Raw genomic sequence first — 23,844 nt, 5'->3', positions numbered from 1 at the left:
TCAGCGCGGAGACGGTCGACATCCGGTTTCGCCTCCTTCCAGCAGCTCACGAGCGGGGTGCGGTCGAAGGTACGTTGCCGCAGGTTCATCGGTCAAGCAGGAGCCCGCCCATGCCGGCCGATCCGGACCGGCGGCGGGGCCGCCCCGGGCGCGCGCCGCGCACGGGGCGCCGTCAGGGGGCCCCGCCGGTCAGCAGTGCCTCGGCCACGGACGTACGGGCGTACAGCACGAAGCGGCCGGTCCGGTGGGCGCTGACCAGGCCGGCGTCGCGGAGCGCGGTGAGGCACTGGGACACTCCCGCCGCCGACAGCCCGGTACGGCCGGCGAGTTCGGTCGTGGTGGCGGGCGAGTCCAACTCGGCCAGCAGCAGGGACCGCGAGCGGCCGAGTACGGCGGCCAGGACGCCGTCCCGGGCGGCCGTACGGGGCTCCCACAGGGAGCCGATCCCGCGGGCCGGATAGGCCAGTTGCGGTGGGTCCGGCGGCGCCAGGCGGGTGAACGGGACCGGTCCGGTGAACACCGACGGGATCAGCAGTAAGCCGGCGCCGGCCTGCTGCCGGGACAGCGGCGCGCGCCGGCCGGCCAGCCGGAGGGCACTGTCGTCCCAGCTCACCGAGGAGTGGAGCTCGCTCAGGAGGCGCCCCGCGCCGTGCTCGGCCACCTGCCGGGCCCGGTGGAAGACGTCGGCGTCGAGCACCGCCCGGATCCGCACCCAGTAGGGCGCCAGAGCGACGGCCCAGTAGGCCTCGATCTCCTCCGCCACCCGCTCCAGAAGGCGCGGCACGTCGTCGTACAGGCCGCGGAGCCCGGGGCCGCTACGGCCCTGCTCGCCCCACAGCCGGTCGAGCTCCCCGCGTACCCGGTCGGCGGGCGTGGCCCGGATCGCCGCGAGTTCCTCCTCCAGCGTGGGGGACGGCCCGGCGGGCGCGGGATTGAGGAAGTCGGGGACGTACCCCGAGGGTGGTACCAGCTCGGCGAGCCGGCCCCGGTCGAGCCCCGCGGCCGCCAGCCGTGGCCGCACCTGCGCGGTCCAGGCCCGGTGCACGGCGTGCTCGTGCCCCGACCGGAGCAGGCGCATGCTGGGCCCGACCTCCCACATCGGTGAGACGGCGAACCTCATCCGCGCCAGGTCGCCCACCGAGAACGCCAGTTCAGCCCGCACCGCCACCCCGAGGATTCACACATGTCCGAACCGATGGGCAGGCAGCCTACCCGCCGACGATCATCCGGTGCATGACCTCACAGACGATCACAGCGGCAGGCACCTGGAAGCTCGGCGACCGCACGGTCCACCGGATCGGTTTCGGCGCGATGCGCCTGGCCCAGAGCGGCGAGGCCCTCGTCAAAGACGCCGTCCCGCGCGACCGCGGCCAGGCCGTCGACGTCCTGCGCCGCGCGGTGGACCTCGGCGTGAACCACATCGACACCGCGGCGTTCTACTTCTCCCCGCTGCGCTCCGCCAACGAGCTGATCAACCGCGCCCTGGCCCCGTATCCCGAGGACCTGGTGATCGCCACCAAGGTGGGGCCCGGCCGTGATCCCTCGGGTGAATGGACGCCCCACGCCCGGCCGGAACAGTTGCGCGGTCAGGTGGAGGAGAACCTCCGGCAGCTCGGCCGCGACCACCTGGACGTGGTGAACCTGCGGATCGTCGGCGCCGATTCGATCGCCGAACGCTTCGGAGTGCTGGCGGAGCTGCGGCAGGCCGGTCTCGTCCGGCACCTGGGGCTGTCCAACGTACGGCCCCACCACCTGGCCGAGGCACTGGCCATCGCACCGGTGGTGTGCGTGCAGAACATGTACGGCCTGGGGGTACAGCCCGGACAGGACGCGTTCCTGCGCTCCTGTGGTGAACAGGGCATCGCTTTCGTGCCGTTCTACTCGATCGCCGGCGGCGGCCGGGAGGCCGGCGCGTCGGGGGAGGACAGCGCCGAGGTGCGCGAGATCGCGTCGGCGCACCGGGCGAGCACCGCTCAGGTCAGGCTGGCCTGGACGCTGCAGCGGGGACCGCACGTCCTGGCGATCCCCGGCACGGGCGACCCGGAGCACCTCGCGGCCAATGTGGCCGCCGGCGCCCTGCGCCTGTCGACGGCCGAACTGGCCCTGCTGGACGCCCTGCACTCCCGCGAGGGCGCCCGGGCCCACGAAGCGCGCGGCCCGCAGCGGTCCGCCGGAGGCGGTGGCGCCCCGGGGGGCGCGGGCTGAGCTCCGCCCCCGCCGGCGGGGCACCTCGGCTCCGCAGGACGAGGGGGGTGGGCACGGACGTCCGTCGTGAACGGGTCCCGGAGCGGGGGGTGATGGACGTGCGCCGCGGCCGCGAGCCGGTGGTTTGCGTGGGTCGGCGGCAGAGCCTATCGTCCCTAAAAGCAAATCAATTGCGTTTAGGGGGGCGCTTGCCCTCCGTGGACGACAAGGAAGGCTTCCCCCGTGCACCCAGCACCGCCCGCCGTCGCACCGTCCTGGACGGTCGGCTCCGTCGTCGTCCGACGCATCGACGAGATCCCCCTGCCGCCGCAGACCGGCCCGTGGCTCCTGCCGGCCGCCACCGCCGACGTCGTCTCCGAACGGGACTGGCTGCGGCCCGACTTCGCGAGCCGGGACGGTGTCCTGCGGCTGGACAGCCACAGCTTCGCGATGGTCGTGGACGGGCTGCGCGTCCTCGTCGACACCGGTATCGGCAACGGCAAGACGCGGGCCAACCCGGCCTGGCACGACCTGCGCACCGACTACCTCGAACGCCTCGCGCGGGCGGGGTTCCCGCCGGAGTCCGTCGACCTGGTCCTGCTGACCCACCTGCACACCGACCACGTCGGCTGGAACACGCGCGAGGTCGACGGCGCCTGGGTCCCGACCTTCCCCCGCGCCCGCTACCTCACCTCGAAGGCCGAATACGACTTCTGGGCGGCCCGCGACATGGACGAGGCGCGGGCGGCGATGTTCCGCGACTCCGTACACCCGGTCGACGCCGCGGGGCTGCTGGAAGCGGTGGACGTGCCCGCCGCCGGCGTCACCGTCGCCGCCGGCCTGGAGCTGGTGCCGGCTCCGGGCCACACGCCCGGCCACGTGGCCGTACGGGTGACCAGTGGTGACGCCACGGCCCTGATCACCGGGGACTGCATCCACCACCCCGTGCAGCTGGCGCGGCCGGAGATCGGCAGCTGTGTCGACATCGACCCGGAGCTGGCCGAGGCGACGCGCCGCTCGCTGCTCGCCTCGCTCGCCGACACGGACGCACTCCTCCTCGGTACGCACTTCCCCCCGCCCACCGCCGGCCGCGTGGTCACCGACGGGGGCGCCTACCGGCTCGAACCCGTTCCCGGCCGGCCGGCGGACGCCGCGTCCTGACGTGCCGAGCGGGCGGCGGTACGGGACGGCGCGGCGGCCCGGCGGGGGGCGTCGAGGCCGTCCAGGAGGTCCCGCACGAGCGTGCGCGCGTACGCGGCGGTGAGACCCGGAGGATCTGCGGGATCCACGCGCTCCGCGGGGTTCCCCGAGCGGAAGAGGATGCGGTACATCATGGGCGCCACGACCCGGTCGAGGACCAGCTCCACCCCGGGGGCGTCCTCGCCGCGCACCGCGGCCCGGGCGAGCACGACCTCGATCTGCTCCGCCGCGTACTGCGAGCACCGCGCGGCGTTGGCGCCGTCGGGGGCCCCGAGCAGGGCGTCGCGGAGGTAGGCGCGGCCGACCGGCGAGGCCATCTCCTCGATGAACTGCTCGGCCCAGTGCCGCAGGTCCGCGGCCAGGCTGCCGTGGTCCCGCGGCGGTCCGTCCGGCCGCAGCTTCTCCACGGCGACGTCCGACAGCAGCTCCTGGAGGCCGCCCCAGCGCCGGTACACCGTCGACGGGGTGACACCGGCGCGCGCCGCGATCAGCGGAATGGTCAACTCGGTCCGGCCCGCCTCCGCCTGGAGTGCGCGCACCGCCGTGTGGACCGCCTCCTGGACGCGGGCGCTGCGGCCGCCGGGGCGGATCATCGGTTTGCCGGGCACGGCAGCAGCTTAAGGCAGAGTCCTTGCTCCACCGGGTGTGCGGGTCGGCCGGGCCGGTGAGCGGCCCGGAGGCCGGCCGAGCCCGATATCCGGGCCGGGCGGCGGCGCGCTCGAAGACGGCCGTCTTCTGCGCGCGCCCGCCGGGAGTCCTCCTCCGGCGCCCCGCCGACTGCCCTACAGTGGACCCTCCGCGATCCGCAGGAGACCGACATGCGAGCCCAGCCGTCCGCGGGCCGACCGGACGACGGCGCAGACGCCCTGTTCGGCCTGGAGGACATCGACCCGGGGCGGGCTTCCCGCGCCCCGGCGGACGCCGGTCCGCTGTTCCGCGACAGCCCCACCGCCCGCCGGCTGCTGTCCGTACGGGCCGTCTTCGCCGAGCCCGCGGCCGCCGCCTCGCCACGCGGCAGGCAGGTCCTCGCCCGGTACCCGGACGCCGAGATCGTCCCCGTCGACTCGCACTGGCGGATCCCCGACCTCCACGGGAACGAGGGGAACGTCGACCGCTGGGTCCGCATCAAGACCGAGACCCTGGTCCTGGGAGAGAAGAAGACGCTCACCACCCGCCCCAACGGCCGCTCCGCGGACTGGATCGCCCCCGGTCCGGCCAACGGCTGCGCCATGGCCTGCGCCTACTGCTACGTGCCGCGCCGCAAGGGCTACGCCAACCCGGTCACCGTCTTCACCAACATCGAGCGCATCATCGCCCACCTCTCCCGGCACCTGGTGCGCCTCGGCCCCAAACCCGAGCCCAACCAGTGCGATCCGACCGCCTGGGTCTACGACATCGGCGAGAACAGCGACTGCTCCGTCGATGCGTTGATCAGCGACAACGTGGCCGACCTGGTGCACGCCTTCGCGGGATGGCCCGCCGCCAAGGCGTCCTTCGCCACCAAGTTCGTCAACCCGGACCTGCTCCGCCTGGAGCCCCGCGGTCGGACCCGAGTGCGCTTCTCCCTCATGCCGCAGAGCGATTCCCGGCTGCTGGACATCCGTACCAGCCCGGTGGAGAGCCGCATCGCCGCCGCCTCGGACTTCCTGGACGCGGGCTACGAGGTCCACTTCAACCTCTCGCCGGTCGTGCTGCGGCCCGGCTGGGAACGGGACTGGTCCCTGCTGCTGCGGCACATGGACGACGTGCTGCCCGCGCGGGTGAAGGCACAGGCGGCCGCCGAGGTCATCATGCTGACGCACAACAAGGACCTGCACGAGCTCAACCTGGGCTGGCACCCCCGCGCGGAGGACGTCCTGTGGCAGCCGCGTCTCCAGGAGCCGAAGCGTTCGGAGAACGGCAGCTGGAACGTCCGCTACCGCAGTGGCGTCAAGGCCGGGGCCGTCGTGGCGATGCGCGACCTCGTCGCGGCACACGCCCCGTGGCTGCGGATCCGGTACGCCTTCTGACCGGGCGCCGGTGTCAAGCACATTGACAGAAGTCGCACACGATCGGACGCTGAGAGCGCTCTCAGGCTTCAATGAACGCACCCCCTGCCCACACCTCTCCGTCGGCAGGTCCCCCCCACACAAGGAGGAGAGAGAGTGTTGCGCTTGTCGAGAGTGCTGGCGTTCGGCGTCGCGGCCCTGTCCGTCGGCGCCGGTGTGCTGTTCTTCGGCCCGCCGCCGTCCGCCGGGGCCGTTCCGGCCACCATCCCGCTCACTGTCAAGAACACCTCGGGACGCGGCGAGCCCGTCTACATCTACAACCTGGGCACACAGCTCGCGACGGGCCGGCAGGGCTGGGCCGACGCCGACGGAACCTTCCACCCCTGGCCCGCGGGCGGAAACCCGCCCACCCCCGCCCCCGACGCGTCGATCGCCGGTCCGGCCGACGGGCAGACCAGGACGATCCGCATGCCCAAGTTCTCCGGACGCGTCTACTTCTCCGTCGGACGCAAGCTCGTCTTCCGGCTCACCACCGGCGGCCTGGTGCAGCCGGCCGTCCAGAACCCCGCCGACCCCAACCACGACATCCTGTTCAACTGGTCCGAGTACACGCTCAACGACGCCGGCCTGTGGATCAACAGCACCCAGGTCGACATGTTCTCCGCTCCTTACGCGGTGGGTGCCAAGGCCGCCGACGGCGCGGTGAAGACCACCGGCCGCCTCAAGGCCGGGGGCTACGACGCCGTCTTCGGCGGGCTGCGTGCGGCCGGCTGGGGCGGCCTGATCCAGAGCCGCGCCGACGGCACCCCGCTGCGGGCGCTGGCGCCCGGCCACGGCATCGAGGCGGGTGGAATCCCGGCCGGAGTGATGAACGACTACATCGACCGCGTCTGGAGCAAGTACAGCTCCACCACGCTCACCGTGAAGCCGTTCGCGAACGAACCGGGCACCACCTACTACGGCCGGGTCTCGGGCGGCGTCATGAACGTCACCAACGGTTCGGGAGCGGTGGTCACCAGCTTCCGCAAGCCCGACTCCGACAGCGTCTTCGGCTGCTACAAGCTCCTCGACGCCCCCAACGACACCGTACGCGGCCCGATCTCGCGCACCCTGTGCGCGGGCTTCAACCGTTCGACGCTCCTGACCAACCCGAACCAGCCCGACGTGAACGGATCCGGCTTCTACCGCGACGCCGTCACCAACCACTACTCCCGCCTCATCCACGCGCAGATGGCCGACGGCAGGGCGTACGGCTTCGCCTTCGACGACGTGGGAGCCCACGAGTCGCTCGTGCACGAGGCCGATCCGCGGGAGGCCTTCATGACGCTGGAGCCCCTCGGCTGATCCCGTGTGCGGCCGGCCGGTCAGCGGGCCTCAGTGGTCGTGGCGCGCGCCGTGCTCCATCGGCCGGGGCCCGTCCGCGCCGGCCTCGCGGCCGAAGAGGGGCAGGGGAGCTTGCTCGCCGGGTCCCGACGCGGTGAGGGGGATGTGCAGGCTCTGGCACATCCGCCGGGCGCGGGCCAGCGCGCTGAGGGTCATGGGGGAGGGGGACCGGCTGGGCAGTTCGACGGTGACCCGAGTCGGGCGGTGCGTGTGCACGAGGGACTCGATCTCCAGGGCTGCCGCGGCCCGGTCGGTGACGTGCAGCTCGTGCAGGATCCGTACCCGCAGCGTTCCGTCGGCGATGTGGTGACTGATGACCATGTCGAGCCTCCCCGCACCCGCCGGGATCCGGGCACCCCGCCGTCGGGGTCTCCGGATCCCAGTGTGCGGCAGCAGGCCCGCCCGGACGAGCCGGGCGGGTCAGGCCTTGAGGACCCGGCCCGCCACCGTCAGGGCCAGGCGGCGCGGAGCCAGCGTGGACGCCGTCGCCGAGAGCCGGTTGCGGAGGCCGACGACGATGCTGGGCGGTGTCCTGTCGCGTTCCAGCGCCCGGCGGGTCGCCGTGACGACCTGCTCGGGGGTGGCCATCCGCCCGACGGCGGCGTCCCGGCTGCCGACGACGTCGAAGAACTCGGTGCTGACCGGGCCGGGCGAGACGGCGAGGACCCGTAGCGAGGAGGAGCGCGTCTCGTAGGCGACGGCCTCGGTGAAGTTCAGGACGAATGCCTTGGTGGCCCCGTACACCGCCATCGCAGGGGTCGGCTGGTACGCGGCCGAGCTGGCGACGGTGACGAGGGCGCCCCGGCCGTCGGCCGCCAGGTCCGGCAGGAACTGCCTGGTCAGCTCCGTCAGCGCCGTCACGTTGAGCTGGATCATCTCGCTGATCCGCGCGGGGTCTTGGTCGGCGAACGACCCGTGGCTGCCGAACCCCGCGTTGTTGACCAGTGTCTGGACGCGCAGCCCGAGTGCGTCGAGCTCCGCGTGCAGCCCGGCCGCTGCGCCCGGCCGGGCGAGGTCGGCGGCGACCGCGCGGGCCCGCACCCCGTGCCGGCTCCGGAGGTCCGCCGCGATCTGCTCCAGCCGGTCGGCGCGGCGGGCGACGAGCACGACGTCCGCTCCGCGCGCGGCCCACTGCTCGGCGAACTCGACGCCGAGGCCGGCGCTGGCCCCGGTGATCAGGGCTGTGGTTCCGCGGTATGTCATAGACACGGTTGGCGTTCCGTTCCTGTGGTCAGGTTGATGGGCGATACCGTGAATGTAGACAGAGTAAACATTGTTGTCAATGACAACATCGAGCGAGGGGAGGCCGCTTTGGCCGACACCGATCCGCCCTACCACCACGGCAACCTCCGGGAAGCGCTGCTGGCGCGCGCGGAGGAGGTCCTCGCGGCGTCGGGGGCGGACAGCCTGTCCCTGCGCGCCCTCGCCCGGGACCTCGGCGTCAGCCACGCGGCGCCCGGGCGCCACTTCCGCGACCGGCAGGCGCTGCTCGACGCGCTCGCCGTGGGCGGCTTCACCCGCCTCAACGACGACCTGCGGGCCGCCGTCGAGGCACCCGGCCCCGTCACCGCCCGGCTTGCGGGCATGGGGCGCGCCTACATCGACTTCGCCGTGGCGAACGCCCCGCTGCTGAGCCTGATGTTCACGGTCAAGCACGCCGACGACTCCAGCGCCGAACTGCGCGAGCTCGGACATCAGAGCCTGGACATCGCCGCCGGGCTCGTCGCCCTCGCGCAGCGGGAGGGCGTCGTGCGGGCCGGGGAGCCGGACCGTCTCGCCCAGGTCGCCTTCTCCACCGTCCACGGCCTCGCGGCCCTGGCGGTCGGCTCCCTCCTGGAGGGCACCCCGCTGTCCGAGGCGACCGACCTCGCCCTCGACGTCCTGATCACCGGCCTCGCCGCCCCCGGCGGCGGCGCGGTACGGCCCGATGCCTGACCGCTCGAAACGGTGACCCCGTCGGTGCCGCTCGGGGCCTGTCCTGCGGAGCCGGGTCGGCCCCTGGCCGCGATCCGCCGGACAGGCCCCTAGCGCATTCGGGTCCGCGGCGCCACCTCGTGGCCGCGCTGCGCGCCGGGTGCCGGAGGGTGCCGAGGGGTGAAGGCTCGCGCTGCCGAGGCGTCGGCGGGCCTTCGACCTCCTGTTACGCCGCCGACTGTCCGGGGGTGCCCATCAGGGGGGCCGGAATTCGTCGCCGTCGATGGCGCATAACGGTTCCTCCGGTCCGATGAACTCCAACGAAAGTGCGCGTACGGGCAGTTGGGCGTAGTTATGCTCCCGCCGACCGGTCAGAAGGTGACCCTTTTCCGATAATTCAAGGACGCCGATGGAGCATAGAGACATTCCGCCCAAAACAGCCCGTCCGGAGGCGGGGGCAAGCCGGGCGCTGCCCGTGATCGGGTCCCTGGCCGCCGTCTGCCTGGTCGGGGCGCTTGTTTCCTCCTCCGAACCGGTCGGCACGATCCTGATCGCCGCGGGCGGCCTGTGCACCGCTGCTGTCGTCGTCGAAGCCCTACGGCGCGGCCGCGCGCTCGCTGCCCGAACCGCCGAGATCGCCGCGCTCCATCACACCCTGTCCCGGCAGGAGACCGAGGCCACCCGCCTGTCCGCGGTGGTGCTCCCCGAGGCCATCGAGCGGCTGCGCCGGGGCGAGGCGGCCGAGGAGGTGCTCACCTCCCTGGGCGGCCGTGCCGGCAACGGCAACCGCTGGGGCAGCGACGCCGCGCTCACCCCCCGCTTCAGGGCCGCCCTGCAAGCCGTACTGGCCCATGTCATCGACGCCGTCGACAACGAGGAGAGCCTGCGCGACTCGGCGCAGCGGGCCTTCGTGAACGTCGCCCGCCGCGTCCAGGCGATCGTCCATCAGCAGGCCCACGAGATGCGCGAGATGGAGGACCGGCACGGCCGCAACCCGGACGTGTTCGGCGACCTCCTGCGTCTGGACCACGGCACCGCCCTGATCGGCCGGCTCGCCGACTCCATCTCCGTCCTCGGCGGCGCGCGCCCCGGCCGGCAGTGGAGCAGGGCAGTGACCCTCTACAGCGTCATGCGCGGCGCGATGTCACGGATCATCGACTATCAGCGGGTCGAGCTCCACTCGGTCACCGAGGTCGCCGTCCTCGGCCCGGTCGTCGAGCCGCTCATCCACACCCTCGCCGAACTGCTGGACAACGCCACCCGCTACTCCCCGCCGCACACCCGGGTCCACCTGACCGCCGTCGAGGTGCAGTCGGGCATCGCGGTGGAGATCGAGGACGGCGGCCTGAGCATGAGCGAGGAGGCCCGTGCGCGGGCCGAGAAGATGCTCGCGCAGGCGCAGTCCGGCATCGACCTCAACGACCTGGGCGAGACGCCGAGGCTGGGCCTGGCGGTAGTCGGCCGGCTGGCGCAGGCGTACGGGTTCCAGGTCTCCCTGCGCTCCTCCGCGTACGGCGGTGTCCGCGCGGTGGTCATCGTGCCGCAGCACCTGATCACCACGGCGTCCGCGGCGACCGGTCTCGCCCACGGCATCGGCTCCTCCTCGGGTCCCAGGGCGGTGTCCGCCACACCGCGTGAGCACCCCGTCGACGCACCGTCGGCCGGCCCGTCCGTGCCCCGGCCCGCTCCGGCACCCGGACCCCTGTCCGGCCCGATGCCCGCCGATGGCGGGCCGACCACCGAACGCACGGCGACCGGTCTGCCGCAACGGCGCCGGAAGGACCGTGTCACCACCTCCGACGTCCGGCCGGCCGCGAGGCCGCAGCCGACGCACGACAACGGCCCGGGGATGTGGCTGGAGGCGTTTCACAGCGGGCTGTCGGGTGAGCCCGGCGAGGACCCGCCGGGCGGCCAGGACGCGTCGGGTTCAGCGACCAAAGGGGCGTAAACAGTGATGACTCAGCGAAGCAGCATGGACTGGATGCTCAAGGACCTGGCCGCCGGAGTGCCGCAGACGCGGCACGTGATCGTGCTGTCGGCGGACGGGCTGTGCGTGGCGCAGTACGGAGCCGAGACGGACACGGCCGACCGCCTGGCGGCCGCGTGCGCGGGCCTGCAGAGCCTCGCCGGAGCGGTGGCCGCCGAACTGCCCAGCTCCGAGGGCAGAATGCGGCTGGTCGTGATCGAGATGGACGGCGGCTTCTTCTACCTCATGGCCGCCGGAGACGGCTCCTACCTCGCGGTCCTCGCCGACGAGGGCGTCGACGCGGGCCTGATGGGTGCGCAGATGCGCAACCTGGTGACCCGAATGGGGGACCACCTGAGCAGCCCGCCGCGGCACGACGGGCAGCCCGCGTGAAAGAGCCGCCCGTGAGCTGGGAGGACAGCAGTCCCGAACGGCTCTACGTGATCACCGGCGGACGCAGTGGGCCCTCCACCTCCGTCCGCCTGGACCTCGTGACCCTGGTGGTGGCCAAAGGACCTCCCCGGCCCGAGATGCAGCCCGAGCAGGCCTCCATCCTGCGGATGTGCCGGTCACCGCTGTCGGTGGCCGAGATCTCCGCGTACGTGGGACTGCCCGTGAGCGTCGTCACCGTGTTGGTCGGAGACCTGATGGCCGCCCAGCGCGTGCACGTCCGCCCGCCCGTCCCCGCCGCGCAGCTACCCGACCTTGCTCTGATCGAGGCAGTGATCGATGGACTTCAGAAGCTCTGACCCGCCCTCCGGGCCGCGCGAGGCGGACGTACTGCCGCAGACGGCCGCGGCGGCCGTGAAGGTCGTGGTCGTCGGCGGGTTCGGCGTGGGCAAGACGACGATGGTCGGTGCGGTGAGCGAGATCAAACCGCTGACGACCGAGGAGACGATGACCCGGGCAGGCGTCGGCGTCGACGACACCTGGGGGGTCTCCCACAAGATCACCACGACCGTGGCCATGGACTTCGGCCGCATCAGCATCAATGACGAGCTCGTGCTGTACCTGTTCGGGACACCGGGGCAGGAGCGCTTCTGGTTCCTGTGGCGCGGGCTCTTCGAGGGCGCGCTCGGCGCCGTCGTGCTCCTCGACACCCGTCGGCTGGAGATCAGCTTCGACGTCATCGGACGCCTGGAGGAGCGCGGCGTCCCCTTCGTCGTGGCCGTCAACTCCTTCCCCGGCGCACCCGAACATCCCCTGGAGGAGCTGCGCGAGGCCCTCGACCTGCCCCCCGCCGTCCCCATCCTCGTCTGCGACGCCAGAAGGCGGGACTCCTCCCGCGACGTCCTGCTGACCCTCATGCGCTACCTGCACTCCCAGGCAGCCACCCAGGAGGCAATGTGAGCACCACCCCCACCCCACCGCCCGGGTGCCCCGCCCACGCCGCGGCGGCCCCGAGCGGCCTGTACCGCTTGCACGGGGCGGAAGCCCAGGCGGACCCCTTCGCCCTGTACGAGAAGCTGCGGGCCGAGTACGGCCCGGTGGCTCCGGTGCTCGTGAGCGGGGACCTGCCGGCGTGGCTGGTCCTCGGTCACCGGGAGAACCTGGACGTCGCCCGCACCTCGTCGCGGTTCGCCCGCGACCCCCGCGGCTGGCGCGACATGAGAGAGGGCCGGGTGCCGGCCGACACACCGCTCGGTCCCATGGTCACGTGGGTACCGGTGTGCAACTTCACCGACGGCCCCGTCCACGAGCGGCTGCGCGCGGCCGTCGTGGAGTCCCTGGAGCGCTTCGACAAGCGCGGCATCCGCCGCTACGTGACGCGCTTCGCCAACCAACTCGTCGACCAGATCGCGGCCCAAGGGTACGCCGACCTGGTGTCCGCCTTCTCCGACCAGCTCCCCATGCTGGTCATGACCCAGCTCATCGGGGCCCCCGACGAACACGGGCCGCTGCTGGTCAACGCGGCGCGCGACATGCTCCAGGGGACGGAAACGGCCCTCCAGAGCGACCGCTACGTCACGACCACGCTGGAGAACCTGGTCGTCGAGCGCAAGGCCAAGCCGGCCCGCGACCTCGCCTCCTGGCTGATCGAGCACCCCGCGGAGCTGACCGACACCGAAGTCCTCATGCACCTGCGCGTCGTGCTGATCGCGGCCTACGAGACCACCGCCAACCTGATCGCCAACACGCTGCGCACCGTCCTGACCGACCCGCGCTTCCGGGCCAGCCTCTCCGGCGGTCACATGACCCTGCCGGACGCATTGGAGCAGGTCCTCTGGGACGACCCGCCGATCAACACGATCATCGGGCGCTGGGCCACCGGGGACACCGTGCTCGGCGGCCGGCAGATCAAGGCCGGGGACATGCTCCTGCTCGCCCTCGCGGCGGGCAACGCCGACCCCCAGATCCGGCCCGACCCGTCGGTGTCCGTCCACGGCAACCGCTCCCACCTGGCCTTCAGCAGCGGCCCGCACGAATGCCCCGGCCAGGACATCGGGCGTGCCATCGCGGACACCGGCATCGAGGTCCTGCTGGACCGGCTGCCCGACCTCCAGCTGGCGGTCGACCCGAGCGAGCTCCAGTGGCGGGGCACTCTGATGTCCCGTCACCTGCTGTCGCTGCCCGTGCGGTTCGCCCCGCGCTCCGCCCCGGCCCCCGCCCCGGCCCCGCAGCTTCCGGTGGAGCAGCCGGCCGGGCACCCCGTCCACCCGGTGGTCCCGCCGCAGCCGACGGCGCCCCCGCCCCCGGTCGCAGACGGCCGCAGGCGCCGTGGCGTGAGCTGGTGGCGGCGGCTGCTCGGCCGCCGCTGAGCCGGCACCCTCGTGCTGGGGTCCCCGGCCGTACCGGCCGGGGACCCCAGTCCCTTCCCGTTAGTCACGCAGGTGCCGCCACCAGGACGCCAGGGCCGGAAGATCCGGCGGCTCGGTGCCGCTGGCGCTGGGCCCCTCGGCGTACCGGATCATGAACCCGGCTTCGCCGAGCGGCAGTTCGTATCGGTTGCGGGGACTGGCGTACCGGGGTGCCCGGGCCTGCCAGGCGATGGAGCCGGCCACGTAGTGGCCCAGCCCCGCCAGGTGGCGGCGCAGTGCGACGTCCTCGTCGCCCGCGTCGTCCTCCAGCCGTGCCCGCACCCCGGTGAACAAGGCCATCACCCGGTCGCGCAGGCCCACGGCGAGCGGGACCGCCTCGGCGGGGGAGCAGCTCTCCTGATGGGCGAGGACGTTGACGAGGTTGATCTCGCGGGGTTCCAGGTGGTCGTCCTTGTCGTAGGAGAACAGGTCGTTGTCCGCGCTGACGACGAATCCGGCCGCGTCCGTGAGGGCCGTCAGGGCGGGGGAGCAGAGGACGTCGGCCGGCAGCCCGCCCCCGCGCGCGACCTCGGACCAGGTCAGTGAGAACCGGGTGCCGTTCGCCAGCGGCCCCATCGCGACGAAGTCGTTCAGCCCCGGCATCGACCCCGCCTCCGTCCGGGAGGCCCGCCAGGCCGCGCCGAGCAGCCAGTCCCTGGTCCCCTCGGCGAACCTGCGCAGCTCGCCGGGGCCGAGCATTGCGTGGGTGCGGTGCACCAGGTCCAGCAGGGCGCGGGTCATGGGTCCGTCGGGCAGGACGGACGCCCCGGGGTCCTCGACGGTGCGCAGCAGCCGCACCCCGTGTTCGACGACGGCTGCCGTTCCCACCTCATCGGACCCTGAGTCCTGCCAGTCGTCGACGGCGTTGGCCCAGTAGTTCCACTGGGTGAACAGCAGGACGGCCTCCACGTCCCCGTCGGGGATGATGCGGCAGGAGAAGTCGGCGCTGTGGGTGGCCAGCCCCCAGGCACGTTCGACGGGATCGGGGTAGATGGCGAAGGCGTCCAGCCATTCGACCGCCCTGGATTCCACCTCCTTGGCCTGTGGATGGACGAGATCGCGCGGCAGGGGGCAGTAGAAGGGGGGCAGTTCCGGACCGAGGAGTGAAGGCCGGGGCGGCGCCGTCATCGGCCACCGCCGATCCGGAAGCGCAGCAGCCGCGTCTCCACCGCGTGCTCCCGCCAGAGCCGGAAGAACCTGCTGTGGGCGATCGTCGACTGTTCGAGCCGGTCGTCGGTCCAGGCGCCGGGCCGGGCGGCGGGGTCCGCACGGAGCCGGTCGAGTTCGGCGGTGTTCCACGCCATGGACTGCACCCAGAACTCCGCCACCGACTCCGTCACGTCCTCGTCCTGCACCAGCTCGAAGCCGGCCGCCTCGGCCGCGGCCAGGTACTCCCCGCGCCGGCCGAGCCGTGTTCTGTAGTAGCCGTCCATGAACTCCCGCCAGGCGGAAGCACCCGCGAAGTGTTCCTGGATCCCGAACCAGCCGCCCGGAACCAAGGCCCTGGCGACGACTTCGAACAGGCGGGTCCGGTCGGTGTAGCCGCTGCTCTCGTTGGCGTAGACGGCATCGTAGGCGCGGGTCTCGTCCAGGTCGTGGACGTCCGCCAGTACGGGCCTCACCCGCTCGGCCACCCCGGCGTCACGGGCGAAGCGTCGCACGACGGGCAGGTGCTCGGGGGCGACGGTGAGGCTGGTGACCGAAGCCCCGTGCTCCTGCGCCCAGTAGAGCGAGGTGCCGCCCAGTCCGCAGCCGATGTCGAGCAGCCGCCGGGGAGGCGTCCCGTACGCGCCCCAGGTGCGGGCCGCGTGCTCGACTATGCGTTCCTGCGAGCGGAAGAGGCCCTGTTGCAGCGTGTCCTGGGAGACGGTGGTGTCCGGTGGGCCGTCCGGGTACAGCCCCACATGGAAGTGGACCCGCGGTCCCGGACCGTACTTGTGCAGTATCTCCTCTGTCTTGCGGCTGTAGTAGAGCCGCACCGGGTCCTCCGCGGCCGATCCGCGGTCGCCGCCTAACGGAGATGCGAACGGTGCAACGCGCATGGGGAGTCCGCCCTTTCGTGGGGTAGGGCTGCCCTCCGGGACGCGCCGGCGCCGCTCTCGTAGCGTCCCGAAAAAGGCACACGGTTGAAGCACGGACCATCGTGGCATTTCATGGGCGCCGCGTCAGCCCGCTGGAGCAGCACGGTACCGTCAAGATCCTTGCCGCGTAGCCTGGTTGGAGGTGGAGAAGCCGCTCGGGTGCGCGGCCGCCGCGGCGGCGTCGGTACCCCGGTCGGGCAACTGGGACGATGCCCGTGCCCGCAGCAGCCGGATGAGCGTCCGGGCGTCGCCCACGGCCGCTCCGCCCCGGTCGTTGTTGAAGTACGCGAAGACGTCCCCGGCCCCGTCGCCGTCCCCGGGCCAGGTGTCCGAGATCCGGGCCGCCCAGGTGCGCAGCGCCGTCCGGCCGTAGCGCGGCGCGGGCCGGGCACGGCCCCCGTGGAACCGCACGTACCCCCAGTCCGTGGTGCGCCACAGCGGGGTCACCGGCCGCGACCCGCGGTCGGCCCAGCACAGGGCCGCACCGTGATCGGCGAGGACCGAGCGCACGGAGGGCGTCCACCAGGACGCGTGCCGGGGCTCGACCGCCACACGGACGTCGGCGGGGAAGCGGGCGAGGCACGCGTCGAGTGCGGCCGGGTCCGCGCGCAGGGTCGGCGGCAGCTGGAGCAGGATCGGCCCGAGCCGGTCGCCCAGGGCCGAGGCGTGTGCCATGAGCCGGGCGACCGGCTCGGCCGGCTCGTGCAAGCGTTTGACGTGCGTCAGGAAACGGCTCGCCTTGACCGCCATCACGAAACCGGGCGGGGTGCGGGCGCGCCACCGGGCGAACGTCTCCGGTGACGGCAGCCGGTAGAAGGCGCCGTTGATCTCCACCGTGCGGAAATGACCGGTGTACTCCTCCAGCCACAGGCGCCGCGGCCGGTCCGGCGGATAGAGGACACCCGACCAGTCCCGGTACTGCCACCCGGACGTGCCGACGTACACGGTCATGCCATCCGCCTGCCCCGCACGAGGTCCGGCACACCTCAGGGGCCCCGTTCGGGCGGGGAGCCCGGCGCGGAGGCCGGCTGCCGTACCGCGGGCCCGCCCGCGGTACGGACCGAAGCGACCCCTCCGTCAGGAGAGCGCCGCCGCCAGCACCTCGGCGGCCTTGGCGACCAGTGCGTTCTCGTGCGGCGCGGCGGCGTCCGGCCGGGTGGTCAGCACCGCCAGCTCCACGGGCGGCCGCCCGGGAGGCCAGGCGATGCCCACGTTGTTGTTGGTCCCGTACGACCCGGCGCCCGTCTTGTCCCCGATCACCCAGTCGCGGGGCAGGCCCGCGCGGAACCGTTCGTCGCTCGTCGTGTTCGACACCAGCCACCGGGTCAGGAGCTCCCGGTGCCGCGGAACGAGCGCGTCGCCGAGCACGAGACGCCCGTAGGTGCGCGCGATGGCCCGCGGAGTGGTCGTGTCGGTCACCCGCGACGGCTCGGCCGAGTTGAGCTCCGGCTCCCAGCGGTCGAGTCGCGTCGTGCGGTCCCCGAGGGAACGGCAGAACCGGGTGACCGCCGTGGGCCCTCCCAGCTCGCGCAGCAGCAGGTTCGCGGCGCCGTTGTCGCTCTGGGCGATGGCGGCCGAGCACAGCTCGGCCACCGTCAGACCGCCGGCGACGTTCTCGGGCCGGCCGGTCACCAAGCCGCCGCCCGCGGAGGTGACGTCCTCCTGCGTGTAGTGGATCCGCCGGGCGAGGAACCCGCCGTCTCGGTCCAGGTCCCGCAGCACGGCCGCCACGGCCGGCGTCTTGAACACCGAGCACATGGGGAACAGCTCGTTCGCCCGGTACCGCACCGTCCGGCCCGAGCGGGTGTCCCGGGCGTACGCCCCCACCCGCGCGCCGTACTCGCGCTCCAGTGCGCGCAGCCGTCGGACGGCCTCCCCACCCCCTCCGGGCGCCGCCGCGCGAGCCGCGCCCGCGGGCAGCGCCGCGCTCAGCGCCACCCCGGCTCCCAGAGTCAGTACGGCACGACGGGTCTGCTCCACGTCGCCTCTCCTCTCCCTTGGACGGTCACGTGGTGACAAGGACGCCAAAGGAGATCATTTCGGTTCCGTGCGTCGGCCGGGTCAGTGGCCTGCGGCCGGGGCGGGGTCCTGCTCGCGCAGGGCCCAGGGGGAGCCGTACGCCGTCAGCAGGTCCAGGAACGGCAGCGGCGGCAGGGCCTCGGGGCCCAGGACACCGGAACCGGACCACGCCCCGGTCGCGAGCAGTTCGAGGGCCACCACCGGGTTGACGGCGGTCTGCCAGACGACGGCCTGGGAACCGTACTCGCGCATCGACCACTGGTTGTCGACCACGTGGTAGAGGTACACCTCGCGCGGCAGGCCCTCCTTGGTGCCCTTGACCCAGGTCCCGGCGCAGGTCTTCCCCGTCATCCGGTCCCCGAGCGTCGCCGGGTCGGGCAGGCAGGCAGCCACCACGTCGCGCGGCGAGACCCGGACCTCTGCGCCGTCCTCCCCGCGGACCGGCACCCGGACGGTGGAGTCCAGCCCCAGGGCGTGCAGCGTCCTGAGCTTGCCGATGAAGTCCTCGCCGAGGCCGTACTTGAAGGTCACCCGGCGGGCGCCGACCCAGCGCGGTACGAGGAGGACCTCCTCGTGTTCGACGTTGACGCACTCGACCGGCCCGATGCCCTCGGGGAAGTCGAAGACCTCAGGCTCGCTGAACGGCTCGGTGGTGAACCAGCCGCGCTCGCTCTCGTAGACCACCGGAGGGTTCAGACACTCCTCGATCGTCGTCCAGATGTTGAAGGACGGGGCGAAGTCATGGCCCTCGACGGTCAGGTTCGCGCCGTCGCGGATGCCGATCTCCTCGATGTCGTCGAAGAGCTCGTCGGCCGCGTAGCGGGCGAAGACGTCCGACAGGCCGGGCTCGACGCCCATGCCGACGAGCGCCAGGCGGCCCGACTTCTCCCACTGCGCGGCCTGTTCGAACTGCTCGTCGCCGAGCTTGACCCCGCACTCGCTGTGCGGGTGCTCCGGGTGCGGGCGGGAGAGGGACATGGCCATGTCGACGTAGTGGCTGCCCGCCGCCAATGCGGCGTTGAACAGGGGCATCACAAAGCGCGGATCGGTGGCGTTCATCAGTACGTCGCACGCGTGCTCGGCGAGCAGCGCGGTCACCGCCGCCTCGTCGGAGGCGTCGACGCGGCGAGCGCCGAAGCGCTTCTCGTCGGCACCCAGGGCGGCGACCGCGGCCTGCGCGCGGGCCAGATCGTAGTCGGCTACGACGAAGTGGTCGAAGAAGTCGCGGCGAGCGGCGATCTTGGTGATCGCGCTTCCGACACCGCCGGCACCCACAAGCAGAACACGCATGTCTTGGTCCTTTCTCGGCGAGGCGTCCGCCTCTGAGGGCTGATGGAACCGGTCGCTCCGAGTTAAGGTCAATGGTGTTGGCATAAGACCGACTGGATGCGGAGGCGGGCGGCGATGGCGAAGGACGTGGTTCCCGAGGAGGCGCGCAGGCGACGGCGGCCAACCCGGCAGGGGACGGTGCTCTCCGAGCGGCTGATCGTCGAGACGGCGCTGCGGATGGTGCGCGAGCACGGCAGCGCGGGCCTGTCCGCCCGGCGGCTCGGCGCCGCCCTGGGCGCGGACCCCAGCACCCTCTACCGGTACTTCGAGGGCATGGACGGCCTCACCCTCGCCATCGGCGAGGAGCTGATCGGCCGGGCACTGGCCGGCTGGGCTCCCACCGGCAGGTGGCGCGACGACCTGCGCACCCTCGGCCTGCGGATCCACGGCGCCTATCTCGCCCACCCGCAGGCCGCCCTGCTGACCGCGAGCCGGGTGACCGGACGGCCGCGTGAGATCGCGGCCGACGAGGCGATCCTGGGCATCCTGCGCGGAGCGGGCTTCGCGGACGAGGACGCGGTGCGGATCTACCACGCCTACATCGACCAGAGCCTGGCCTTCGCGGCCCTCGACGCGGGCCCGCTCGCCCTGTCGGCCGAGGCGCGCGCGTCGGACGAGGAACGCTGGGAGTCGACGTACGCCCGTCTGCCGGCCGACGCCTACCCGAACATCGCCGCCACCGCAGGGCTGCTCGCCGCCCGGATGCCGCACAGCGCCTACCCCGTCGCGTTGGAGATGCTGCTGGACACGGCGGAGCGGCAGCTGGCGGATGCCCGCGGCTGAGCCGGCGCGGTGGCCGGGGTCCGGAGGGGCGCCTGGGGCCGGACATGAGCCAGAGCTCTTATGCCAACACCATTGACCTTCCGGGTGACGCACGGGTTTCCTCATCGCATTCACGCCCCGTTCACACCGCACCAGTGAGGGAACATGGTCGAAGACACCCCGCGGACGCCGCAGGCCGCCACGCTCAGACCGGACGCGATCGGGTTCGTCGACGCGCTCGCCGTCGGGCTCAACGCCACTTCGCCGGCGTACTCCCTGGCCGCGGTGATCGGGCCGATCGTCGCGCTGGTCGGCGTGCACGCTCCCGGGGTGATGCTCGCTTCGTTCGTACCGATGGTTCTCATCGCATCCGCTTTCTACTACCTCAACCGCGCCGACCCCGACTGCGGCACGACCTTCTCCTGGGTGACCCGCGCGCTGGGTCCCACGGCCGGCTGGCTGGGCGGCTGGGCGATCACGATGGCCGGGGTCCTGGTCGTCGGCTCGCTCGCGGACGTGGCCGTGACCTTCGGGCTGCTGGCCGTCGGTCTGGACGGCTGGGCGGGCGACACCGTGATCCGCCAGGCGCTGACCGTGCTCGTGATCGTGGTGATGGCGGCGCTGTGCGTACGGGACACGCAGGCCGCGGCCCGGCTGCAGAACGTCCTGGTCCTCCTGCAGACCGCCTGCCTGTTCGTCTTCGCGGGCGTGGCCCTCTACCGGGTCCACGCCGGCACCGCCTCCCCGGGAGCCCTGCGTCCGGCCGCCGACTGGCTCGACCCGTTCGGGGCCGGCGGGACGGCACTGACCGGCGGCCTGCTCCTCGGCGTCTTCGTCTACTGGGGCTGGGAGTCGGCCGTGAACCTCACCGAGGAGACGAAGGACCCCTCCTCGGCGCCGGGCCGGGCCGGCATCTGGTCGACCGTGGTGCTCCTGGCCACCTACGTCTGCGTGGCCTTCGCGGTCGTCGCCTACGCCGGCACCGGCTACCTCGCCGCGCACGCCGACGACGAGGAGGCCGTCTTCGCCTCCCTGGCCCGCGAGGCCCTCGGCGGCTGGGACTGGATCGTCCTCCTGGCCGTCGCCACCTCGGCGCTCGCGTCGACCCAGACGACGATCATCCCGGCGTCGCGCACCGCCCTGTCCATGGCGCGTCGGCACGCCCTGCCCAGCCGCTTCGGCCTGATCCACCCCCGGTTCCGCACCCCCGCCGTCAGCACCTGGTGGGTCGCGGGCACGGCCACCGTCTGGTACCTGCTCATCCACCGGATCAGCGAGAACGCCCTCGCCGACTCCCTGACCGCCCTGTCCCTGCTGATCGCCTTCTACTACGCCCTCACCGGCATCGCCTGCGCGGTCTACCACCGGCGCCGGCTCACCGCTGGCCTGCGCGAGTTCCTGCTCATCGGGGTCGGGCCGCTCGTCGGCGCGGGCATGCTGGTCTGGCTGCTGGCGGAGTCGGTGGCCGACATGGCGGACCCGGCGAACTCCTACGGCGGAACGCCCTGGTTCGGCATGGGTCCGCCGCTGGTGATCGCCCTTGGGCTGAGCCTCGTCGGAGTGCTCCTGATGCTCGTCCGGCGCGCGGCGTCCGGCGCGTTCTGGACCGAACGTCCCACCACCGCCCCGGACCCCGCCCCGTACCGGCCCGAGGCCTCGCCCCGGCGCCCCGTCGCCTCCACCACCGGAGAGTGATCCGGCCGACCGGCGGGCGCCCGCCCTGTCCGGCCCGCGTTAGCCGTGCGCCGGACCGGGCAGGCGCAGGGCAGGAAGAAGCGGAACCGCAATCGCGGAGGAGGCACCGATGAAGGCCTCGACCGTCGCGTACAAGCCCGCCGGGATGGCCCTCGGCGCCCTCGGAGGCGCGCTGGCCGGCATCGCGTTCAGGCAGGTGTGGAAGCGGCTCGGCCACGAGGACGACGCACCGAACGCCACCGACGAGGACCGGTCGTGGCGGGAGGTCCTCATCGCCGCGGTCCTGCAGGGCGCCGTCTTCGCCGCGGTCAAGGCGGCGATCGACCGGGGCGGAGCCGTGGCCGTCAGGCGCCTGACGGGCACCTGGCCGGACTGACCGGCCCGCGGGACGGGCTGCGCGTCATGACCGGGACCGACACCCCGACCGGTGCCCCTGCCGCTACGCACGCGCCGGCTCGTCCTGTGCCGGCCCGGGGCCCGGGCCCGTCCGGCGGCCGTCGAGCCGTTCGCCGCGCCGCGGGCGAGGACCCGCCCCGGGCCGCCGTCCGTCCGGAGGTCGGATGGGCCCGGGCTCGGCACGCGTGCCGGCATCGGGCCCGGAGCCGGGCGCAGGCCCACCTCGGGCGGGCCGGGCGGCGCGCTCAGGCCAGGGCCTCGCGCAGGGTGTCGACGGCGAGTCCGATGGCCAGGTTCGCAGCCGCGGTCTCCCGCAGGGCGTTCAGCATGACGAAGTCGTGGATGGTCCCCAGCGCGCGCAGCGCGGTGACCGGCACCCCGGCCGCCCGGAGCTTGGCCGCGTACGCCTCGCCCTCGTCGCGCAGCACATCGGCCTCGGCCGTGATGACCAGGGCCGGAGGCAGCCCGGTGAGCTGATCGGTGCCGGCCCGCAGCGGGGAGGCGGTGATCTCGGCGCGCTGGGCCGGGTCGGTCGTGTACTGGTCCCAGAACCAGCGCATGGCGTCGCGCCGCAGGAAGTAGCCCTCCGCGAACTCCTGGTAGGACGCGCTGTCGAAGGCGGCGTCGGTCACCGGGTAGAAGAGGACCTGCTGGACGAGGCGGACGTCGCCGCGCTCCTTGGCCATCAGGGTGAGGGCGGCGCTCATGTTGCCGCCCACCGAGTCTCCGGCGACGGCGAGACGGCCGCCGTCGAGACCATGCCGGCCGCCGTCTGCGGTGATCCAGCGGGCGACGGCGTAGTTCTGCTCGATGGCCACCGGGTAGCGGGCCTCGGGGGAGAGGTCGTACTCGGGGAAGACCAGGGCCGCCCCGGCGCCCACGGCGAGTTCGCGCACGAGGCGGTCGTGGGTGTGGGCGTTGCCGAAGACCCAGCCGGCGCCGTGGAGGTAGAGGACCACGGGGAGCGGGCCGGTGGCGCCGCGCGGGCGGACGATCCGGGTGCGGACCTCGCCGGTCGGGCCGCCGGGGACGGTGAGCCACTCCTGGTCCACGGGCGGCAGGGTGACGCCGTCGCCGCTTTGGACGTCGTCCACGGCCTTGCGGCCGTCGGCGACGGGGATCTCGTAGAGGAACGGCGGCTCGGCGGTGGCGTCGGCGAAGGCCTGGGCGGCGGGCTCCAGGACGGGGCGGTCGGGCATGGCGGGACTCCTGGGGGACGCGGTGGGTGGTGGCCGCTACGGCGCCCAGGATCATGCCGGCGGCTGCTCCCGGGCGGGAGAGGGCCGTCGGCGCGCCGGAGCGGGACCCGCTCGGCCGAGGAGGGCGGGCACGGTGGCGCCGACCGCGTCCCCGCGGGGTGACGGCGGCGTGCCGAGGACCGTCTGCGCGCAGACGGCAGCCAGGCCGTACGCGCCGGAGCTCCAGCGGGCTGACCTTCGGTCCACGGACCGGGCCGCATTCGTCGAACACGGGCGTGCCCGACCGGAGATGGCCTGGGGCGGAAGGGGGTGGCGGCCGCGGGGGTGTCGCGGCGCGCGGTCCCGTCACCGCAGGTCCGCTCCGATCGGCCCGATGGCCCTTCCTTGCCAGAGGACTTGCCCGCCATCGCACCGCGGGCGCGGGGGCACGGGCCGCTCCTGCGGGAGAGGAGTAAAGGATCGGCCATATCAGTGGCGCGATATACACCTTAATTGGATCACGGCATCATGCTTGGATGGCGCAGCGGTAGCAATTCGTTTACCGCTTAACGGTTTTGACGAACCGGCGGTAACAGCGTGAAGCGTCCGGGTTACGGAGAAGGGAGAAAAAGCCTGCGGGAAGGAAAGGAGTGTCCGCCGGCTCGACTTCCGCGAGATTCTCTATGTAGTGTTCCGGTTATTCACCGCCCAACGGGGGCGGACGGCGACTTCGGGATTGGTCCGGACTATTTCCGGCGTGTGGCGAACCCGAAGAACCGGCTGACCACCGCCCCCGCCCACGCTCCCCATTGGGGGAATGCGTGTCCCGACACGGGGGATCAGTCATCCGGTTCCAGCTTTTGGGGCCCCTGAGCATTGCGCACGGCCCGGATTCCGTCGTTCTCAAACCGTCCAAGCCAACGAGCCTTCTCGCCGCACTGCTGCTCCACC

The 23,844-nt window shown here is 72.9% G+C and carries 23 protein-coding genes; 13 read left to right on the top strand and 10 right to left on the bottom strand.

What is annotated here, in order from left to right:
• Nucleotides 1-172 precede the first annotated feature (172 nt).
• Nucleotides 173-1,162, bottom strand: coding sequence for an ArsR/SmtB family transcription factor (locus tag AW27_RS02400; protein WP_037918282.1), 990 nt, complete (start codon nucleotides 1,160-1,162; stop codon nucleotides 173-175).
• Between the two features lie 71 nt (nucleotides 1,163-1,233).
• Here AW27_RS02400 and AW27_RS02395 point away from each other — a divergent pair, with 71 nt between their 5' ends.
• Both AW27_RS02395 and AW27_RS02390 read left to right on the top strand, forming a co-directional pair.
• Nucleotides 1,234-2,205, top strand: coding sequence for an oxidoreductase (locus AW27_RS02395; RefSeq protein ID WP_078555909.1), 972 nt, complete (start codon nucleotides 1,234-1,236; stop codon nucleotides 2,203-2,205).
• A 222-nt stretch (nucleotides 2,206-2,427) separates the two neighbouring features.
• Nucleotides 2,428-3,345 (top strand): MBL fold metallo-hydrolase, encoded by a 918-nt coding sequence (locus tag AW27_RS02390; protein WP_037916957.1) that lies wholly within the window; start codon nucleotides 2,428-2,430, stop codon nucleotides 3,343-3,345.
• Here the strand turns inward: AW27_RS02390 and AW27_RS02385 are convergent.
• Complete coding sequence (locus AW27_RS02385) at nucleotides 3,297-3,977, bottom strand: TetR/AcrR family transcriptional regulator (RefSeq protein ID WP_078555911.1); 681 nt, start codon at nucleotides 3,975-3,977, stop codon at nucleotides 3,297-3,299. The genes AW27_RS02390 and AW27_RS02385 overlap by 49 nt on opposite strands.
• Before the next feature lie 225 nt (nucleotides 3,978-4,202).
• Between AW27_RS02385 and AW27_RS02380 the strand changes: the two genes are divergently transcribed.
• Nucleotides 4,203-5,393, top strand: coding sequence for a spore photoproduct lyase family protein (locus AW27_RS02380; RefSeq protein ID WP_037916960.1), 1,191 nt, complete (start codon nucleotides 4,203-4,205; stop codon nucleotides 5,391-5,393).
• Between the two features lie 135 nt (nucleotides 5,394-5,528).
• On the top strand, nucleotides 5,529-6,716 hold the full coding sequence (locus tag AW27_RS02375) for a glycoside hydrolase family 64 protein (RefSeq protein ID WP_052030114.1): 1,188 nt from the start codon (nucleotides 5,529-5,531) through the stop codon (nucleotides 6,714-6,716).
• Between the two features lie 30 nt (nucleotides 6,717-6,746).
• On the opposite strand, the gene AW27_RS02370 is transcribed toward AW27_RS02375, so the two are convergent.
• Both AW27_RS02370 and AW27_RS02365 read right to left on the bottom strand, forming a co-directional pair.
• Nucleotides 6,747-7,076, bottom strand: a complete 330-nt coding sequence (locus AW27_RS02370) for a hypothetical protein (protein ID WP_063890547.1) — start codon at nucleotides 7,074-7,076, stop codon at nucleotides 6,747-6,749.
• Between the two features lie 99 nt (nucleotides 7,077-7,175).
• Nucleotides 7,176-7,964 (bottom strand): SDR family NAD(P)-dependent oxidoreductase, encoded by a 789-nt coding sequence (locus tag AW27_RS02365; protein WP_201773395.1) that lies wholly within the window; start codon nucleotides 7,962-7,964, stop codon nucleotides 7,176-7,178.
• A gap of 102 nt (nucleotides 7,965-8,066) precedes the next feature.
• Here AW27_RS02365 and AW27_RS02360 point away from each other — a divergent pair, with 102 nt between their 5' ends.
• The 6 genes from AW27_RS02360 to AW27_RS02335 all read left to right on the top strand — a co-directional run bounded on the left by AW27_RS02360 (nucleotide 8,067) and on the right by AW27_RS02335 (nucleotide 13,394).
• The gene (locus AW27_RS02360; RefSeq protein WP_037916969.1) at nucleotides 8,067-8,690 is read left to right on the top strand and encodes a TetR/AcrR family transcriptional regulator; all 624 of its coding nucleotides are present in this window, start codon (nucleotides 8,067-8,069) and stop codon (nucleotides 8,688-8,690) included.
• A gap of 388 nt (nucleotides 8,691-9,078) precedes the next feature.
• Entirely contained in the window at nucleotides 9,079-10,617 is a 1,539-nt protein-coding gene (locus AW27_RS02355; RefSeq protein WP_037916972.1) for a sensor histidine kinase, read from the top strand.
• 6 nt (nucleotides 10,618-10,623) lie between these two features.
• Nucleotides 10,624-11,028 carry a roadblock/LC7 domain-containing protein gene (locus AW27_RS02350; protein WP_030031532.1) on the top strand — a complete coding sequence of 135 codons (405 nt, stop codon included), beginning with the start codon at nucleotides 10,624-10,626 and terminating at the stop codon, nucleotides 11,026-11,028.
• An 11-nt stretch (nucleotides 11,029-11,039) separates the two neighbouring features.
• Nucleotides 11,040-11,384 (top strand): DUF742 domain-containing protein, encoded by a 345-nt coding sequence (locus tag AW27_RS02345; protein WP_370466453.1) that lies wholly within the window; start codon nucleotides 11,040-11,042, stop codon nucleotides 11,382-11,384.
• Nucleotides 11,365-11,985 carry a GTP-binding protein gene (locus tag AW27_RS02340; RefSeq protein WP_037916978.1) on the top strand — a complete coding sequence of 207 codons (621 nt, stop codon included), beginning with the start codon at nucleotides 11,365-11,367 and terminating at the stop codon, nucleotides 11,983-11,985. The genes AW27_RS02345 and AW27_RS02340 overlap by 20 nt, the downstream gene beginning before the upstream one ends.
• Nucleotides 11,982-13,394: a cytochrome P450 gene (locus tag AW27_RS02335; protein WP_037916981.1), complete on the top strand. Its 1,413-nt coding sequence runs from the start codon at nucleotides 11,982-11,984 to the stop codon at nucleotides 13,392-13,394. The genes AW27_RS02340 and AW27_RS02335 overlap by 4 nt, the downstream gene beginning before the upstream one ends.
• Before the next feature lie 60 nt (nucleotides 13,395-13,454).
• On the opposite strand, the gene AW27_RS02330 is transcribed toward AW27_RS02335, so the two are convergent.
• The 5 genes from AW27_RS02330 to AW27_RS02310 form a co-directional block, all read right to left on the bottom strand.
• The gene (locus tag AW27_RS02330) at nucleotides 13,455-14,561 is read right to left on the bottom strand and encodes a terpene synthase family protein (protein WP_052030115.1); all 1,107 of its coding nucleotides are present in this window, start codon (nucleotides 14,559-14,561) and stop codon (nucleotides 13,455-13,457) included.
• Complete coding sequence (locus AW27_RS02325) at nucleotides 14,558-15,475, bottom strand: methyltransferase domain-containing protein (RefSeq protein ID WP_078555915.1); 918 nt, start codon at nucleotides 15,473-15,475, stop codon at nucleotides 14,558-14,560. Before AW27_RS02325 ends, AW27_RS02330 begins: the two co-directional genes overlap by 4 nt.
• Nucleotides 15,476-15,625: 150 nt before the next feature.
• A complete protein-coding gene (locus AW27_RS02320) occupies nucleotides 15,626-16,465 on the bottom strand; it encodes a DUF72 domain-containing protein (RefSeq protein ID WP_052030116.1) in 840 nt (279 codons plus the stop codon).
• Nucleotides 16,466-16,591: 126 nt separating this feature from the next.
• The gene (bla, locus tag AW27_RS02315) at nucleotides 16,592-17,494 is read right to left on the bottom strand and encodes a class A beta-lactamase (RefSeq protein ID WP_037916988.1); all 903 of its coding nucleotides are present in this window, start codon (nucleotides 17,492-17,494) and stop codon (nucleotides 16,592-16,594) included.
• A gap of 81 nt (nucleotides 17,495-17,575) precedes the next feature.
• Nucleotides 17,576-18,823 (bottom strand): saccharopine dehydrogenase family protein, encoded by a 1,248-nt coding sequence (locus tag AW27_RS02310; protein ID WP_037916992.1) that lies wholly within the window; start codon nucleotides 18,821-18,823, stop codon nucleotides 17,576-17,578.
• A 114-nt stretch (nucleotides 18,824-18,937) separates the two neighbouring features.
• Between AW27_RS02310 and AW27_RS02305 the strand changes: the two genes are divergently transcribed.
• The 3 genes from AW27_RS02305 (at nucleotide 18,938) to AW27_RS02295 (ending at nucleotide 21,695) form a co-directional block, all read left to right on the top strand.
• Nucleotides 18,938-19,645 carry a TetR/AcrR family transcriptional regulator gene (locus AW27_RS02305; RefSeq protein WP_037916995.1) on the top strand — a complete coding sequence of 236 codons (708 nt, stop codon included), beginning with the start codon at nucleotides 18,938-18,940 and terminating at the stop codon, nucleotides 19,643-19,645.
• 144 nt (nucleotides 19,646-19,789) lie between these two features.
• Nucleotides 19,790-21,319, top strand: a complete 1,530-nt coding sequence (locus AW27_RS02300; RefSeq protein ID WP_052030117.1) for an APC family permease — start codon at nucleotides 19,790-19,792, stop codon at nucleotides 21,317-21,319.
• Between the two features lie 109 nt (nucleotides 21,320-21,428).
• On the top strand, nucleotides 21,429-21,695 hold the full coding sequence (locus AW27_RS02295; protein ID WP_037916998.1) for a DUF4235 domain-containing protein: 267 nt from the start codon (nucleotides 21,429-21,431) through the stop codon (nucleotides 21,693-21,695).
• A gap of 265 nt (nucleotides 21,696-21,960) precedes the next feature.
• Here the strand turns inward: AW27_RS02295 and AW27_RS02290 are convergent, their stop codons facing one another.
• Nucleotides 21,961-22,914, bottom strand: a complete 954-nt coding sequence (locus tag AW27_RS02290) for an alpha/beta hydrolase (RefSeq protein WP_037917002.1) — start codon at nucleotides 22,912-22,914, stop codon at nucleotides 21,961-21,963.
• Between the last annotated feature and the right edge of the window lie 930 nt (nucleotides 22,915-23,844).

This window comes from Streptomyces sp. PCS3-D2, assembly GCF_000612545.2.
GTDB lineage: Bacteria > Actinomycetota > Actinomycetes > Streptomycetales > Streptomycetaceae > Streptomyces.
Note: the sequence above shows the minus strand (reverse complement) of the source record. Positions and strands in the feature narration are given on the sequence as shown.